The sequence below is a fragment of the Streptomyces sp. NPDC001056 genome (genome assembly GCF_053598955.1).
Window position 1 is genome coordinate 1 of the sequence record NZ_JBSFLI010000066.1, and the last position, 14,075, is coordinate 14,075.

14 protein-coding genes are annotated in these 14,075 nt (G+C 71.7%); 11 read left to right on the plus strand and 3 right to left on the minus strand.

Going from position 1 to position 14,075, the window contains the following annotated elements:
• Window positions 1-155: sugar phosphate nucleotidyltransferase (locus ACWDD7_RS36925; RefSeq protein WP_381887661.1), on the minus strand; the 155-nt coding region annotated here is incomplete at its 3' end.
• A gap of 50 nt (window positions 156-205) precedes the next feature.
• Window positions 206-2,509, minus strand: a complete 2,304-nt coding sequence (locus tag ACWDD7_RS36930) for a bifunctional glycosyltransferase/CDP-glycerol:glycerophosphate glycerophosphotransferase (protein WP_450460622.1) — start codon at window positions 2,507-2,509, stop codon at window positions 206-208.
• A gap of 1,159 nt (window positions 2,510-3,668) precedes the next feature.
• Between ACWDD7_RS36930 and proB the strand changes: the two genes are divergently transcribed.
• The 5 genes from proB (at window position 3,669) to ACWDD7_RS36955 (ending at window position 8,526) form a co-directional block, all read left to right on the plus strand.
• Complete coding sequence (gene proB / locus ACWDD7_RS36935; RefSeq protein ID WP_450460623.1) at window positions 3,669-4,796, plus strand: glutamate 5-kinase; 1,128 nt, start codon at window positions 3,669-3,671, stop codon at window positions 4,794-4,796.
• A 132-nt stretch (window positions 4,797-4,928) separates the two neighbouring features.
• Window positions 4,929-5,354: a hypothetical protein gene (locus ACWDD7_RS36940; RefSeq protein WP_412825700.1), complete on the plus strand. Its 426-nt coding sequence runs from the start codon at window positions 4,929-4,931 to the stop codon at window positions 5,352-5,354.
• A 75-nt stretch (window positions 5,355-5,429) separates the two neighbouring features.
• Window positions 5,430-6,716, plus strand: a complete 1,287-nt coding sequence (locus ACWDD7_RS36945) for a glutamate-5-semialdehyde dehydrogenase (protein WP_351876107.1) — start codon at window positions 5,430-5,432, stop codon at window positions 6,714-6,716.
• A 108-nt stretch (window positions 6,717-6,824) separates the two neighbouring features.
• Complete coding sequence (locus ACWDD7_RS36950) at window positions 6,825-7,370, plus strand: SCO2584 family spore wall biosynthesis protein (RefSeq protein WP_450460624.1); 546 nt, start codon at window positions 6,825-6,827, stop codon at window positions 7,368-7,370.
• A gap of 91 nt (window positions 7,371-7,461) precedes the next feature.
• The gene (locus ACWDD7_RS36955; RefSeq protein WP_450460625.1) at window positions 7,462-8,526 is read left to right on the plus strand and encodes an SCO2583 family membrane protein; all 1,065 of its coding nucleotides are present in this window, start codon (window positions 7,462-7,464) and stop codon (window positions 8,524-8,526) included.
• 65 nt (window positions 8,527-8,591) lie between these two features.
• Here the strand turns inward: ACWDD7_RS36955 and ACWDD7_RS36960 are convergent, their stop codons facing one another.
• Window positions 8,592-9,671, minus strand: coding sequence for a M48 family metallopeptidase (locus tag ACWDD7_RS36960; RefSeq protein WP_450460626.1), 1,080 nt, complete (start codon window positions 9,669-9,671; stop codon window positions 8,592-8,594).
• 100 nt (window positions 9,672-9,771) lie between these two features.
• Here ACWDD7_RS36960 and ACWDD7_RS36965 point away from each other — a divergent pair, with 100 nt between their 5' ends.
• The 6 genes from ACWDD7_RS36965 to ACWDD7_RS36990 all read left to right on the plus strand — a co-directional run bounded on the left by ACWDD7_RS36965 (window position 9,772) and on the right by ACWDD7_RS36990 (window position 13,987).
• Window positions 9,772-9,939 carry a hypothetical protein gene (locus ACWDD7_RS36965; RefSeq protein WP_351876118.1) on the plus strand — a complete coding sequence of 56 codons (168 nt, stop codon included), beginning with the start codon at window positions 9,772-9,774 and terminating at the stop codon, window positions 9,937-9,939.
• Window positions 9,940-10,069: 130 nt separating this feature from the next.
• The gene (locus ACWDD7_RS36970) at window positions 10,070-10,225 is read left to right on the plus strand and encodes a hypothetical protein (protein ID WP_450460627.1); all 156 of its coding nucleotides are present in this window, start codon (window positions 10,070-10,072) and stop codon (window positions 10,223-10,225) included.
• Between the two features lie 56 nt (window positions 10,226-10,281).
• Window positions 10,282-10,977 carry a nicotinate-nucleotide adenylyltransferase gene (gene nadD / locus ACWDD7_RS36975; RefSeq protein ID WP_351876123.1) on the plus strand — a complete coding sequence of 232 codons (696 nt, stop codon included), beginning with the start codon at window positions 10,282-10,284 and terminating at the stop codon, window positions 10,975-10,977.
• A gap of 16 nt (window positions 10,978-10,993) precedes the next feature.
• Window positions 10,994-12,775 carry a LytR C-terminal domain-containing protein gene (locus ACWDD7_RS36980; RefSeq protein WP_450460628.1) on the plus strand — a complete coding sequence of 594 codons (1,782 nt, stop codon included), beginning with the start codon at window positions 10,994-10,996 and terminating at the stop codon, window positions 12,773-12,775.
• A gap of 100 nt (window positions 12,776-12,875) precedes the next feature.
• Window positions 12,876-13,319, plus strand: coding sequence for a ribosome silencing factor (gene rsfS, locus ACWDD7_RS36985; RefSeq protein WP_450460629.1), 444 nt, complete (start codon window positions 12,876-12,878; stop codon window positions 13,317-13,319).
• Complete coding sequence (locus ACWDD7_RS36990; RefSeq protein ID WP_351876130.1) at window positions 13,319-13,987, plus strand: histidine phosphatase family protein; 669 nt, start codon at window positions 13,319-13,321, stop codon at window positions 13,985-13,987. Before rsfS ends, ACWDD7_RS36990 begins: the two co-directional genes overlap by 1 nt.
• The last annotated feature ends 88 nt before the right edge of the window (window positions 13,988-14,075 follow it).

The following is a 14,075-nucleotide window of genomic DNA, read 5'->3' on the forward strand; positions in this document are numbered from 1 at the left end:
CCCGCGGACACGGCCTCCTCGACCACGTACTGGATCGCGGGCTTGTCGACGACCGGCAGCATCTCCTTGGGAGTGGCCTTGGTGGCCGGCAGGAAGCGGGTGCCGAGACCCGCCGCCGGTATGACCGCCTTGGAAATGGTGGGGCGGGAAGCCATCAGGTGTTCGTCTCTCTCGTTCTGCACGTCGGGCGCCGGTGCGGCCGGGCTCAGGCGTCGATGAGGCCGTGCTCACCGGAGGGCTGGCGCGGGATGCGGGCCTTGGCGAGGGCCCCCGGCGCGGGCGCGGGCGTCCGGTCCGCCAGCGGGAGCACCGCGGGGGTGGTCTCCTGCTGCCCGAGGAAGAGACGGCGCACCACACGCTCCGCCGCGTTTCCGTCGTCGAACTGCACGAAGCGCTCACGGAACGCGGCCCGCAGCTCGGCGGCCTCGGCGCTGTTCCAGGCACCCGAACGGAAGACCTCGATCAGCTGGTCCTCGTCGGTCGCGGTCGCGCCCGGGGTCTCGCCCGGCTGGCCGGAGAGGATGTCGAAGTAGACACCGCGGGCCTTGCGGTAGACCTCCCAGTCGTCGGCGTAGGTGACGATCGGGCGGTCCAGGCACGCGTAGTCGAACATGATGGACGAGTAGTCCGTGATCAGCGCGTCGGCGGCCAGGCAGAGGTCCTCCACCACCGGGTACGTCGACACGTCCTTGATCAGACCGCGCTCCTGGAGGGCCTCCAGGCGGGGGTCGGCGCCGTAGAAGTAGTGCGTGCGCACCAGGACGACGAAGTCCGGGCCCAGCTCGGAGCAGAAACGCTCCAGGTCGATGCGGGGGACGTAGCCCTTCTGGTAGTCGCGCACCGTCGGGCAGTACAGGATGGCCTTCTTGCCGTCCTCGATGCCCAGTTCGCGGCGGATGCGCAGGACGCCGTCACCGTCGGTGCGGAAGTAGACGTCGTTGCGCGGGTAGCCGAACTCGATCGCCTCGAACGCGCAGGGGTAGACCCGCTCCCAGTTCTCCGTGGAGTGCTGGTTGGAGGTGAGGCTGAGGTCCCACTTGTCGGCCCGCTCCAGCATCTTGGCGAAGCTCATGTTCTTCGCCGCCGCCGGGTACTTCTGCTGGTCGATGCCCATCTGCTTCAGCGGGGTGCCGTGGTGGGTCTGGAGGAAGACCTGCTCGGGGCGCTTGACGATGTTGTTCGGGAAGTTGACGTTGTTGACGAGGTACTTGGCGCGGGCCATGACCTCCCAGTAACGCGGCGAGTTGGCCACCACGTAGTCGACGCCCGCGGGGATGTTGTCCACCATGTCGCGGCGCACGACCCACACGCCGTGCACGTTCGGGGCGAGTTCCTTGGCCTTGTGGTAGATGGCCGCGGGGTTGCAGGCGACGCCGCGGTTCCAGTAGGCCGCGTAGACCGCGAGGTTCTCGTCCACCGGGCGGCGCAGGTGCAGCCGGTACAGCCGGTTGTAGGCGGTCTTGCCGAGCTTGGTCTTGACCTTGGTGGCGCGCTGGATGACCTGCCGGCGGGTGTTGCCGGCGGCGGTCACCGCGGCGTAGGCCGTGTAGGAGCCGCGCTCCAGCAGCTGGAACCGGACGCCCTGGGAGCCCTCGGGGAGCACGAAGCCCTTGGGCTTGTAGCGCTTGTACGAGGCCGCCGCGAGCTTGAAGAACTCCGCGCGGTCCTTGGGGACGATGCGGTCCTCGCGGGCCAGCGTGAACAGGTAGTGGCTCGCCGCGCGCTCGAACAGCAGGGCGCGCACGGACTCCAGGTGCGGGCGCTCGTCGAGGAACTCGAAGAGGCGGGCGTACTGCTGGAAGATGCCGAAGTGCTTGCGGCCGGGCGTGCGCATGGAGTTGCCCTGGCGGCGCTGGCGGTACTCGACGCAGACGTGGTCGGTGGCGGCGATGCGCTCCGCGGTCAGCATGGTCTTGTAGACCATGAGCGCGTCCTCGTAGATGCCGTCGGTGAAGATGAAGTTGTTGCCGACGTAGAACTCGCGGCGGTAGGCGCGGTTCCAGACGACGGCGAACATGGTGAGGAAGTCGGGCCGTTCGAGGGCCGTGAAGACGTCCGTGCCCGCGCTCGCGAGGAGTTCACCGGCCGCGCTCGCCTGGACGCGGTTGTTCCAGTAGGTGCGGACGTGGTTGAGCAGCAGGATGTCCGGGTCGCCCGTGACCTCCAGGCGGTCGGCTATCGCCTGGAGCGCGCCCTCGGCCAGCGTGTCGTCGCTGTCGAGGAAGAGGATGTACTCGCCGCGGGACTTCAGGGCACCGGCGTCGCGCGCCTTTCCGATGCCCCGGTTCTCCTCGAAATGCACGGGTATGACGCGGCTGTCGAGGGCCGCGTATTCATCGAGTATCTTCCCGCACGAGTCGGGGGAGTGGTCGTCGATGGCGACGATCTCGAAGTCCTCGAAGGACTGGGACAGAATGGAGTCCAAGCACGCACGCAGATATCCCTGGACTTTGTAGACAGGGACGACAACGCTTATTTTCGGCGAAGCGTTTCCATTCGCTACGGGCATGCTTGGGGCTCCTGGACTGTCGGTCAGACTCTCAACCGCCTCCCGGTGCCGGTGCGGCGTGGGGGCGAGAGGCACAAGGAGTGCGAGGTTAAGGGGCGTTTAACCCTACCCTAACGTGCCCCTCCGAATGGTCTCACCGTACGGCCGCGCGGGACCGGGCGGACCGGGTGTGGCGAGGCTCACGGGCGCCCGCGGGGGCGCTCCGATCGGGGCCGTCCGGGACCCGCGAGCACGCCTTCCCCGAGGCCGGACGAGCACGCTCCGCCGGAAGAGGCCCGCTCCGCCGCAAGAGGCCCGCTCCTTCGCGCGAGCCGGTGCCGGAGACCGGCGGGCGGATCCGCCGCACGGCGGGGCCGTGCCGAGGTCGGCCGGGTCCGGGGTCCGGGCGGCCCTGCCCCGGGCTCTCGCAGGGCGGGTGCCACCGGGCCGGGCGGCGGCGTCCACGAGGGGGGTGCGGCCCGGCCCGGCCTGGAGCCGACGAGGCCCAGCGGGCGGACGCGGAAGGCGCCGCCGGCCCGGCGGCCGAGGGTGATCCGGTCGTCGGCCGGAGCGGTCGCCGCGGTGGTGCGGTCGGCCCCGCTCCCCGGGGCACACCGGGTAAGAGAAGAAGGTGAGTCCTCGGTGAGAACACCGCCCTCGGCGAAGGCGAACCGGGCGATCCGGTCATCCCGCCCCGTGGAGGTGCCGCCGGACTCCGCGGTGCGGATGCCGTGTGCCCCTGTCCACGGACGGGACCCGGATGTGGTGGATTCGACACCACCGGGCACTCCGCGGCCGAAACCGCGGAGGCGCGTGGTGCCGAGGGCGTTCCCGGCACTGTCCGGGACGGGCCGGCCCGGCCGGCGGGAACGGCCGCCGTTCCGATGGCGGCACCTCCGTTTGCACGAGGCGTCTGCGATCGAACATCGCGAATCGAACCACCCCGGAAGGGCCGGGAAAGGAAACGGTGACCGGCATTTCGCCGCCGCGCCCCGTCTTGTTCACGGACACCGTGAAAGGAAACGCGATCCCGAATTCCCTCGGTTTTCCGGCCCCGCCGCTCGACGCGTGAGGTGACCGGCGGGCGTCCGCCCACCGAAACCGGAGCGCGCCGAAGGTCCCGGGTCGCGTACATTGCGCAGCACGGGGCCGGTACACGGGCGAAAGGGACGGCAGGCAAGTGGCAAGCGCGAGGCAGGCCGTGGTGGAGGCCCGCAGGATCGTCGTCAAGGTGGGCTCCTCCTCTCTGACCACCGGCGCGGGCGGCCTGGACGCCGACCGCGTGGACGCTCTGGTGGACGTGCTGGCCAAGAGCCGCAGGGGAGAGGAGAAGGAGGTCGTCCTCGTCTCCTCCGGTGCCATCGCCGCCGGGCTCGCGCCGCTCGGGCTGCGCCGCCGCCCCCGGGACCTCGCCCGGCAGCAGGCCGCCGCCAGCGTCGGCCAGGGCCTGCTCGTCGCCCGCTACACCGCCTCCTTCGCGCGCTACGGCCTGCGCGTCGGTCAAGTCCTGCTCACCAGCGACGACATGAGCCGCCGCGCCCACCACCGCAACGCCTCGCGCACCCTCGACAAACTGCTCGCGATGGGTGCCCTGCCGATCGTGAACGAGAACGACACCGTCGCCACCGACGAGATCCGCTTCGGCGACAACGACCGGCTCGCCGCCCTCGTCGCCCACCTCGTCCACGCCGACCTGCTCGTCCTCCTCTCGGACGTCGACGGCGTCTACGACGGCGACCCCAGCAGGCCCGGCACCTCCCGGATAGCCGAGGTACGCGGCCCCGCCGACCTCGCGGGTGTGGAGATCGGCAGCGCGGGCAAGTCCGGCGTCGGCACCGGCGGCATGGTCACCAAGGTCGAGGCGGCCCGGATCGCGGCCGCCGCAGGCATCCCGGTGGTGCTCACCAGCGCCGTGCACGCGACGGTCGCCCTCGGCGGCGGCGACACCGGCACCTACTTCCACCCCACCGGCAAGCGCTCCGCCGACCGGCTGCTGTGGCTCCAGCACGCCTCCACCCCGCAGGGCGCGCTCACCCTTGACGACGGCGCCGTGGACGCGGTCGTCAAGGGCCGCAAGTCGCTGCTGCCCGCCGGGATCGCGGCAGTGGAGGGCGAGTTCAGCGCCGGCGACCCGGTGGAACTGCGGGACACCAGGGGCCGCGCGGTGGCGCGGGGGCTCGTCAGCTTCGACGCCAAGGAGATCCCGCGGCTGATCGGGCGTTCGACCCACGAGCTGGCGCGCGAGCTGGGCCCGGCGTACGAACGCGAGGTCGTACACAGGGACGACCTGGTGCTCCTGCACGGGTGACACTCGTACAGCGGGGCGCACCCGCGGGTCTCCGGTGGGGGACGTTCCGTAAAACCGCCCCGCGAAGCCTTACGGCCTGCTCAACTTTGTGTGCGAGACATGTTTCCGAGCACTTGGGTGAAGGAGGCCGTCGTGAGACGAGTGCGCCCTGGGGGTACCACCCGAGGTGCCCTGACGAGCGTCGCGGCCGGCGACACCTACGAGGAACCCAGGGACCTGCCCCGACTGTGGCACGTCACCCTCAGCGTGGCCGGCGGGAGCGTCCCCCTCACGGATCTGCGCCGGGCCCTGGAACAGCTGGCCCACGACCATCCCTTCCTGCTGACCAGCAGATACGCGAGCGACCACGCCGAGATCCGGTACTGGGAGGAGGCCCGCGACCTGCATGACGCGGCCGCCGTCGCCCTGCGCCTGTGGGGCGAGCACCGGCTCAGCGCCGGACTGCCCCCGTGGGAGATCGTCGGCCTGGAGGTCATCGACCGTGAGACGTACCACCAGCGCATCGCCGAGGGCTACGGGCCGCCGCCCGCGACACCCGTAGGGGTCCACCCCTTCTGATCCCTTACCGGCGTTTTCGTCTCGGGGTGTGAAACGTACGCGGAAGGGCTCCGCACCGCGCACTACCCTTCCCCCATGACCACGCTCTCGCCGTACGACTCGATGTCCCCGGTCACCCAGGCCGCCTACCGGGCCAGGGCCGCCGCCGCCGACCTCGCGCCGCTGCCGCGCGCCGCGAAGGACGACGCGCTGCTCGCCATCGCCGACGCCCTGGAGGTGCGCGCCGGGGAGATCGTGGCGGCCAACGCCAAGGACGTGGCCAAGGCGCGCGAGAACGGCACCAGCGAGGCCATCGTGGACCGGCTCACGCTCACCCCCGAGCGGGTCCGCGCCATCGCCGCCGACGTCCGCCACGTGGCCGGGCTGCCCGACCCGGTCGGCGAGGTGGTCCGTGGCTCCACCCTCCCCAACGGCATCGACCTGCGCCAGGTCCGCGTCCCGCTGGGCGTCGTCGGCATCGTCTACGAGGCCCGCCCGAACGTCACCGCCGACGCCGCCGCCCTGTGCCTGAAGTCCGGCAACGCCGTCCTGCTGCGCGGCTCCGCCTCCGCCTACGAGTCCAACACCGCCCTGGTCCGGGTGATCCGGGACGCGGTCGGCGGCGCCGGGCTGCCCGCCGACGCGGTCCAGCTGGTGCCGGGGGAGAGCCGCGAGTCCGTGCGCGAGCTGATGCGCGCCCGGGGCCTGGTCGACGTCCTCATCCCGCGCGGCGGCGCCTCCCTGATCAGGACCGTGGTCAGCGAGTCCACCGTCCCCGTGATCGAGACCGGCACCGGCAACTGCCACGTCTACGTCGACGCGCAGGCCGACATCGACATGGCGATCGACATCCTCGTCAACTCCAAGGCCCAGCGGGTCAGCGTGTGCAACGCCGCCGAGACGCTCCTGGTCCACCAGGACATCGCCGCCGCCTTCCTGCCGCGCGCCCTCGACGCCCTCGCCGAGGCCGGCGTCACCGTGCACGCCGACGAGCGGGTCATGGCCCACGCCAAGGACTCCAAGGCCACCGTGGTCGAGGCCACCCCGGAGGACTGGGAGACCGAGTACCTGTCGTACGACATCGCCGCCGCCGTGGTGGACTCCCTCGACAAGGCCGTCGAGCACATCCGGCTGTGGACCTCCGGGCACACCGAGGCGATCGTCACCACCTCGCAGCAGGCCGCCCGCCGCTTCACCCAGTTGGTCGACTCCACCACCGTCGCCGTGAACGCCTCCACCCGGTTCACCGACGGCGGCCAGTTCGGCTTCGGCGCGGAGATCGGCATCTCCACGCAGAAGCTGCACGCCCGGGGCCCGATGGGCCTGCCGGAGCTGACCAGCACCAAGTACATCGTCACCGGCGACGGGCACGTGCGCCGCTGATCCGGCGGGCGGGACGGCGCCCCGGCGGCCGGCCGGGGGGCGTCTCGACAGGTGGATGAATTTCCGTACCGTCTGCCCAAATTGACCCCCCAGGTCTACTCTGGTCGTGTGCCGGAGGACGTGGGGGGCACGCCGTTCCCTGACGGCTGGGAGCCCGACGACGACCACGACCGCGGGGTGTCGGACGAAGAGTTCGCCTCCGTGGTCTTCGACGAGGCCTTCGTACGGGCGGCCACGGTCCATGAGCCGTCCGCCGTCGAGCGCCTCCTTGCCGCCGCCGAGGCCAGAGCCGAGGCCTCCGAGCAGGCCCGCCGCGCCCGCGCCCGGGGCGAGCGCTACGACGACGGGTACGGGGGCGCCGATCTCGGCGCCGACCCGGACGACGACCTGGACGAGCTGGACGACGTCCACGCCCTCGACCGCGGCCCCTTCGACGGCCACGGCAAGCAGGTCCGCTGGCACCGCCCCGTGGCCTGGGTGCTCGCCGTGGTGATGGGCGTCGGCATGGTCGCCCTGGCCTTCGCCGCGGTCTACCGGGGCACCTCCTCGGGCAGCCGCGACCAGCTGCCGCCGCCCACCACGACCGGCCAGAACCGGGCTCCCACGGCGGCTCCCGTCCGCCCTGAGGTGTCGGCGGTGCCCCACCTGCCCTGACCGGCCGCTGCGCCGCCCGGGGCGAAGGCTTGTCAGAAGTTCTGGTGGAGCGGGGCGTTTACCCGGGGCTCACGGAACCCACTCTGAAAGTATGGGCGGGCCTGGAGACCCACCGGAGGGGGCACCCGAGGGCGGCCCCGGCGGTGCCGAGGACGAATACCGATCCGTCGTGTTCGACGAGTCGTTCGTGCGCGCTGCCCGCCTCCAGGAGTACTCCGCCGAGGAGCGGATGGCCGACCACGCGCCCGCCGTGCGCCGCAGGCCGCTGCACCGGGGGCTCGTCCGGCAGGCGATGATCCTGGTCCTGCTGATCGCCGTGGCCTTCGGCACCGCCGTCTACATGGGCGTCCGCCACCCCTACGACTCGGCCGAGGCCCCACGGCCCGCCGAGCCCCTGCGGATGACGGTGATACCGCTCGCCCCGCGGGCCGGGGTGCCGGGCGGGACGGCCGCGGAGACGCTGTACGCGCACAGCCCGGCCGCGCAGTTCGAGGTCGGCGCCGAGGGGATCCCGCTGCCGGCCGCGCGGGGCACCGCACACTTCTCCGACAGCCAGGTCGTGACCGCGCTGACCACGGCGAAGGACTACATCGTGCGCTCCTCGCTGTATCCCGAGGTGCTCACCGGCCGCACGGCGGCGCCCGCGCGGGCGCTGGTGGACTCCGACCAGCTCGCCCAGTTCGACCAGAGCTTCGCCCGCCCGGCGGCGGACGGCCGGCACGCCCCCACCGGCTGGCTGGTGCGCCTCGACCCGGCCCGCGACCGGCTGGCCGACGACCGGATCCGCGTCCAGGGCGATCTGCGGGTCACCGAGGCCGACCCCGCCACCCTGGAGGTCAGCGCCGACCACACCTTCGTCTACGCCCTGCGCCCCACCGGCACCGTGAGCGCGCCCGTCTCCCTCTTCACCGTCCGCCGCGCCGTGACCTTCCGCTTCACCCGCGACGACCTGCGCACCCGCCAGGTCCAGCTGATCACGGCCTACGTCGAGGCCGGTCCCCTGTCCTGCGCCGAGGACGCCACGTCCTACCTGCGCCCCCTCCTGGCGGGCCAGACCCCCCGCCCCGGCACCCCCGCGGGAACCGACCCGTACCGGACCGACAGCCCCGCCGCGCTGTGCGGCACGCTGGCCACGGGGGCGCAGCCCAGGGTCTGAGGACCCTGCCGGGGGACCGGGCCGGGCTCCCACCGGGCCCGGCAGGGCTCCGGACCTCGCCCGTCCTACTCCGCCGCCGGGGCCGGTCCGCCCTTCGCGGGCGGCGGGCTCTTGAAACCGTCGAAGCCGCGCCTGACCCGGCCGCCCAGGTCGCCCGCGCCCCCCGCCAGGTCCGTGACCAGCTTCATCAGTGGGTCCTTGGAGTCCTTGACGTCGCTCGCGTAGCTCGCCGCGGACTCGCGGAAGGAGTCGCTGACCTTGGCGTCCTTGTCGTCGTCGCGGCGCGGGTAGTGGCCGTCCATGATCCGCTGGTAGTCCCGCGAACCGGCCCACTTCTTCAGCTCGGCCGCGCGCACGGTGGTGAACGGGTGCGAGCGCGGCAGCACGTTGAGGATCTTCAGCACGGAGTCGCGCAGGTCGCCCCCGGCGTCGTACTCCTCGGCCTGCTCCAGGAACGCGTCGACGTTCATCTCGTGCAGGTGGTTGCCGCCCGCGATCTTCATCAGGCCGCGCATCGAGGCCCGTACGTCCTGGCCCACCAGCAGCCCGGCCCGGTCCGCGGACAGCTCGGACTTGCGGAACCACTCCCGGAGCGCGGCGATGATCGCCATGATCGCGAGATTGCCCAGCGGGATCCAGGCGACCTTGATCGCCAGGTTCGTCAGGAACAGCAGGACGGTGCGGTACACGGAGTGCCCGGACAGCGCGTGTCCGACCTCGTGCCCGACGACCGCCCGCATCTCCTCCTCGTCCAGCAGCTCCACCAGACCCGTGGAGATCACGGTGATCGGCTCGTCCAGGCCGATGCACATCGCGCTCGGCTGCGGGTCCTGCGTGACGTACATCGGCGGGACCTTCGGCAGGTCCAGGATGTAGCAGGCGTCCAGCAGCATGTCGTGCAGATGACCGAACTGCCGCTCGGAGACCCGCACCGAGTCGGACAGGAACAGCAGCCGCAGGCTCCGCTCCGGCAGCAGTCCGCTGAGTGCCTTGAACACCTGGTCGAATCCGCTGAGTTTGCGCAGCGCCACCAGTGCGCTGCGGTCGGCCGGATGCTCGTACGCCCGCGAGGAGATCCCCGGGAAACGCGTCCGCTGCCTGCCGGGCACCCGCTCGTGCCCGTCCTGCCGATCGCCGTCGTGCATGTCTTCCCCCAAGTGCGTTGAGTGCCGGTGAGCCCCCGAGGCGGGGTTCAGCCTAGGCGGAGATACCGTGGACGGGCAGACAGCCGAAGGAGTCCACGCCATGGAGCACCACCCCGCAGCCGCCCGGCTGACCGAGGCCGCGGCGAGCGCCGCCCAGCAGCAGGGGGGTGGCGGAGACCTGCTCCGCATCGTCCTGATCGTGATGATCCTGGGCTGCGCGCTGACCGCCTGGTTCCTGCTGCGCGGCTACAGGCAGAAGGACGACTGACACCCGCCCGGAGTTCCAGGCCCCGGACCCCCGCTCCCCAACGGCGGAGTCGACGTGATCGCCGAAGGGCCGCCCGCATACGATGAGCCGACGTCTTTATCCCGCCCACACGCGATAGGTCCTGTCGAAGATGATGCTCACCAGCGCCGCAGCCCCGCTGATCTCCCTCGCCGCCGAAGAGGGCGGCCACCACGACAGCCTGAACCCCGCCGTCACCGGCGGCGCCGCCCTCCTCATCCTGCTTCTGCTGCTGTGGATCACCACCCGCTTCAACCGCGACCGCTGAGCCCGGGGACCGGCCCCGGCCGGACGCCGAAGACCGGGCCGGTAGGGTCTGCACGCATGGGAGAGCAGGACATGCCTACCGGCCCGGTGTACGAGACCGCCGCCGGCACGGTCGACCAGCCGCAGTACCGCCGGCACCGGCCGGGCCACGGCCCCGCCCGCCCCGGCAAGCGGCGCCTGGGTGTCATGGGCGGCACCTTCGACCCGATCCACCACGGGCACCTCGTGGCGGCCAGCGAGGTCGCCGCGCGGTTCCAGCTGGACGAGGTGGTGTTCGTGCCCACCGGCCAGCCGTGGCAGAAGTCCCACCGCCAGGTCTCCCCGGCCGAGGACCGCTATCTGATGACGGTCATCGCCACCGCCGAGAACCCGCAGTTCTCCGTCAGCCGCATCGACATCGACCGCGGCGGCCCCACCTACACCGTGGACACCCTGCGCGACCTGCGGGCCCTCAACCCGGACACCGACCTGTTCTTCATCACGGGTGCCGACGCCCTCGCCCAGCTGCTGACCTGGCGCGACAGCGAGGAGCTGTTCTCCCTCGCGCACTTCATCGGCGTCACCCGGCCCGGCCACCACCTCAGCAACCCGGGACTGCCCGAGGGCGGGGTCTCGTTGGTCGAGGTTCCGGCGCTCGCCATCTCGTCCACAGACTGCCGTGCGAGAGTCGCCAAGGGCGACCCCATCTGGTACATGGTGCCGGACGGAGTCGTGCGCTACATCGACAAGCGCGAGCTGTACCGCGGCGAGTGAGCCGAGAGGGGCACCGGTGAACGACCGATACGACGCGGGTGACGCCGGCCACGGAGCCGGACCGTACGAGATCGTCGGTTACGACGAGTACGGACAGCCCGTCTACCGCCAGGTTCCGGCGCAGCAGGCTCCGCGCGGGTCCTACGACCCCTATGCCCAGCCGCAGGGCCACGGCTACGACCCCTACGCCACCGGCACCCAGCAGCCGGCGCAGCCGTACGGGTCCTACGGCACGGGACAGCAGCCGCAGGTCCCGTCGTACCCCTCGAACGACGGTTACGGCGGCTACGACCCCTACGGCTCCCAGGCCGCGGGGCACGGGGGGAATTCCGGGTACGACCCCTACGGGCAGGCCGCGAGCAGCGGACAGCAGCCCCGGGTCGCCGAGCAGACCGCGCACATCCCCCAGCAGGCGGGACCGCCCGACGCCCGCCGGCCCGACCCGTACGCGGAACTCGCGAGCGGAAACCCGGACGACCCGGACGACGCTGACGGCACGGACGGCACGGACGGCGAACCGGACTACCACACCGAGCAGTTCGCGTTCGTGGAGGAGCCGGACGGCGACTCCGAGGACGTCATCGACTGGCTGAAGTTCACCGAGAACCGCACCGAGCGCCGCGAGGAGGCCCGCCGCCGCGCCCGCGGCCGGCTCGTCGCCCTCGGCGTCGTCCTCGCCCTCGTCGCCGTCGGCGGCGTCGGCTACCTCTGGTACGCCGGGAAGCTGCCCTTCCTGTCCTCCTCCGCCTCCGGTGCCGGCGCGGCCACGCCGGTCGGCGCACAGAAGCGCGACGTGATCGTCGTCCATCTGCACAACACCGGCAAGCGCGGCACCTCCACGGTGCTGCTGGTCGACAACACCACCACCAAGCGGGGCAGCACCGTCCTGCTGCCCAACTCCCTCGCGCTGACCGACGACGACGGCTCCACCACGACCCTCGCCAAGTCCGTGGACGACGACGGCTCCTCGGGCACCCGCGACCAGCTGAACACCGTCCTCGGCACCGACATCCAGGGCACCTGGCGACTGGACACCCCTTACCTGCAGAACCTCGTCGACCTCGTCGGCGACATCGACATCGACACCGACACCGACGTACCCGACCCGTCCGCCAAGAAGAAGGGCACCGAGCCGCTCGTCACCAAGGGCAGCGACCAGACCCTCAGCGGCAAGATGGCCGTCGCCTACGCCACCTACCGGGCTCCCGGCGAATCGGAGAACGCCCAGCTGGAGCGGTTCGGGCAGGTCATGCAGGGCGTGCTGCGCAAGATCTCCACCGACGCGTCGGACGCCACGGTCACCGTGCAGAGCCTCGCGCAGATCCTCGACCCCTCGCTCACCGACAAGGACCTCGGCGCCTTCCTGGCCAAGCTCGCCGACCTCGCCAAGGAGGGCGACTACAGCACCGCCCTGCTGCCGGTGCAGCCCGACGGCACGCTCAGCGCCCAGACCAGCGACAGCGTGGTCAAGGACATCCTGGGCGGCGCCGCCAAGAGCCCCGACGCGGGCAGCGCGGTCCGGGTCTCGGTGCAGAACGCCACCGGGGTCAAGGACGACACCGAGCAGGCCCGCGTGGTACTCCTCAACGGCGGTTTCACCTTCCTGGAGGGCGGCAGCGGGAGCGGCACCCAGGCGGCCTCGAAGGTCGTCTACCAGGACACCTCGGACAAGCAGAACGCCACCGAGGTCGCCAAGACCCTCGGCCTGCCCGCGGGCTCCGTCACCAAGGGCTCGGTCTCCTCGGGCGCCGACGTCTCGGTGGTCCTGGGCCAGGACTACAAGCCGTCCGGTTCCTGACCGCTCCGGGGCGCCCCCGTGATGCCCTTCATCACGTGGGGTGCCCCCGTCCGTCCGTGAGACCCTTGAGGCTCAGTGACCGCCGACGGAAAGCCACGCAGTGACCGCCACCGATCGTTCCCTTGAGCTCATCAACACCGCCGCCCAGGCGGCTGCCGACAAGCTCGCCCATGACGTCATCGCCTACGACGTCAGCGACGTCCTGTCGATCACGGACGCCTTCCTGCTCGCTTCCGCGCCGAACGACCGCCAGGTCAAGGCCATCGTCGACGAGATCGAGGAGCGCCTCCAGAAGGAACTCGGCGCCAAGCCGGTGCGCCGCGAGGGCGACCGCGAGGCCCGCTGGGTGCTGCTCGACTACGTCGACATCGTGGTCCACGTCCAGCACAGCGAGGAGCGTGTCTTCTACGCCCTGGAGCGGCTGTGGAAGGACTGCCCCGAGATCGAGCTGCCCGCCGACGCCAAGGCCACCCGCGGCAAGGGCGAGGAGCACGCCAAGCTCCAGGCGGCCGAGGCCGACCGGGAACCGGGCGGGGAGTGGTGATGAGCCCCACCGGCGAGGTGAGTGACCGCAAGGACCGGGGCCGCCGCGTCATCCTGTGGCGGCACGGCCAGACCGCGTGGAACGTGGAGCGCCGTTTCCAGGGCAGCACGGACGTGCCGCTGACCGAGACCGGTGTGGGCCAGGCCCGCCGCGCCGCCCGGCTGCTGGCCTCCCTGCGCCCCGACGCGATCGTCTCCTCGGACCTCACCCGGGCCGTGGACACGGCCGCCGAGCTGGCCCTGCTCACCGGCCTCGACGTCACCCGCGAGGAGGGCCTGCGCGAGACCTACGCGGGCGTCTGGCAGGGGCTGACGCACGAGGAGATCATCGCCCGCCACGGTGATCAGTACGCCGCCTGGAAACGCGGCGAGGCGGTCCGCCGCGGCGGCGGCGAACTGGAGACCGAGGTCGCCGACCGGGCCGCGCCCGTCGTGCTGCGGCACGTGGAGAAGCTGCCCGTGGACGGCACGCTCGTGGTCGTCAGCCACGGCGGCACCATCCGCACCACCATCGGCCGGCTGCTCGGCCTCCACGCCCCGCACTGGGAGAGCCTCGGCGGCCTCTCCAACTGCTGCTGGTCGGTGCTCGGCGAGGGCGTGCGCGGCTGGCGGCTGCTGGAGCACAACGCGGGCACCCTCCCCGAGCCGGTCCTCGGCGACGACGCCTAGCTGTTCTGTCCGGGGAGGTTGTGGACGGGTGAGCCAGGTCTCGGCTGAGGGATCTTGAACAGGTGAGGGCCTTCCGGTTCGGTGTGGA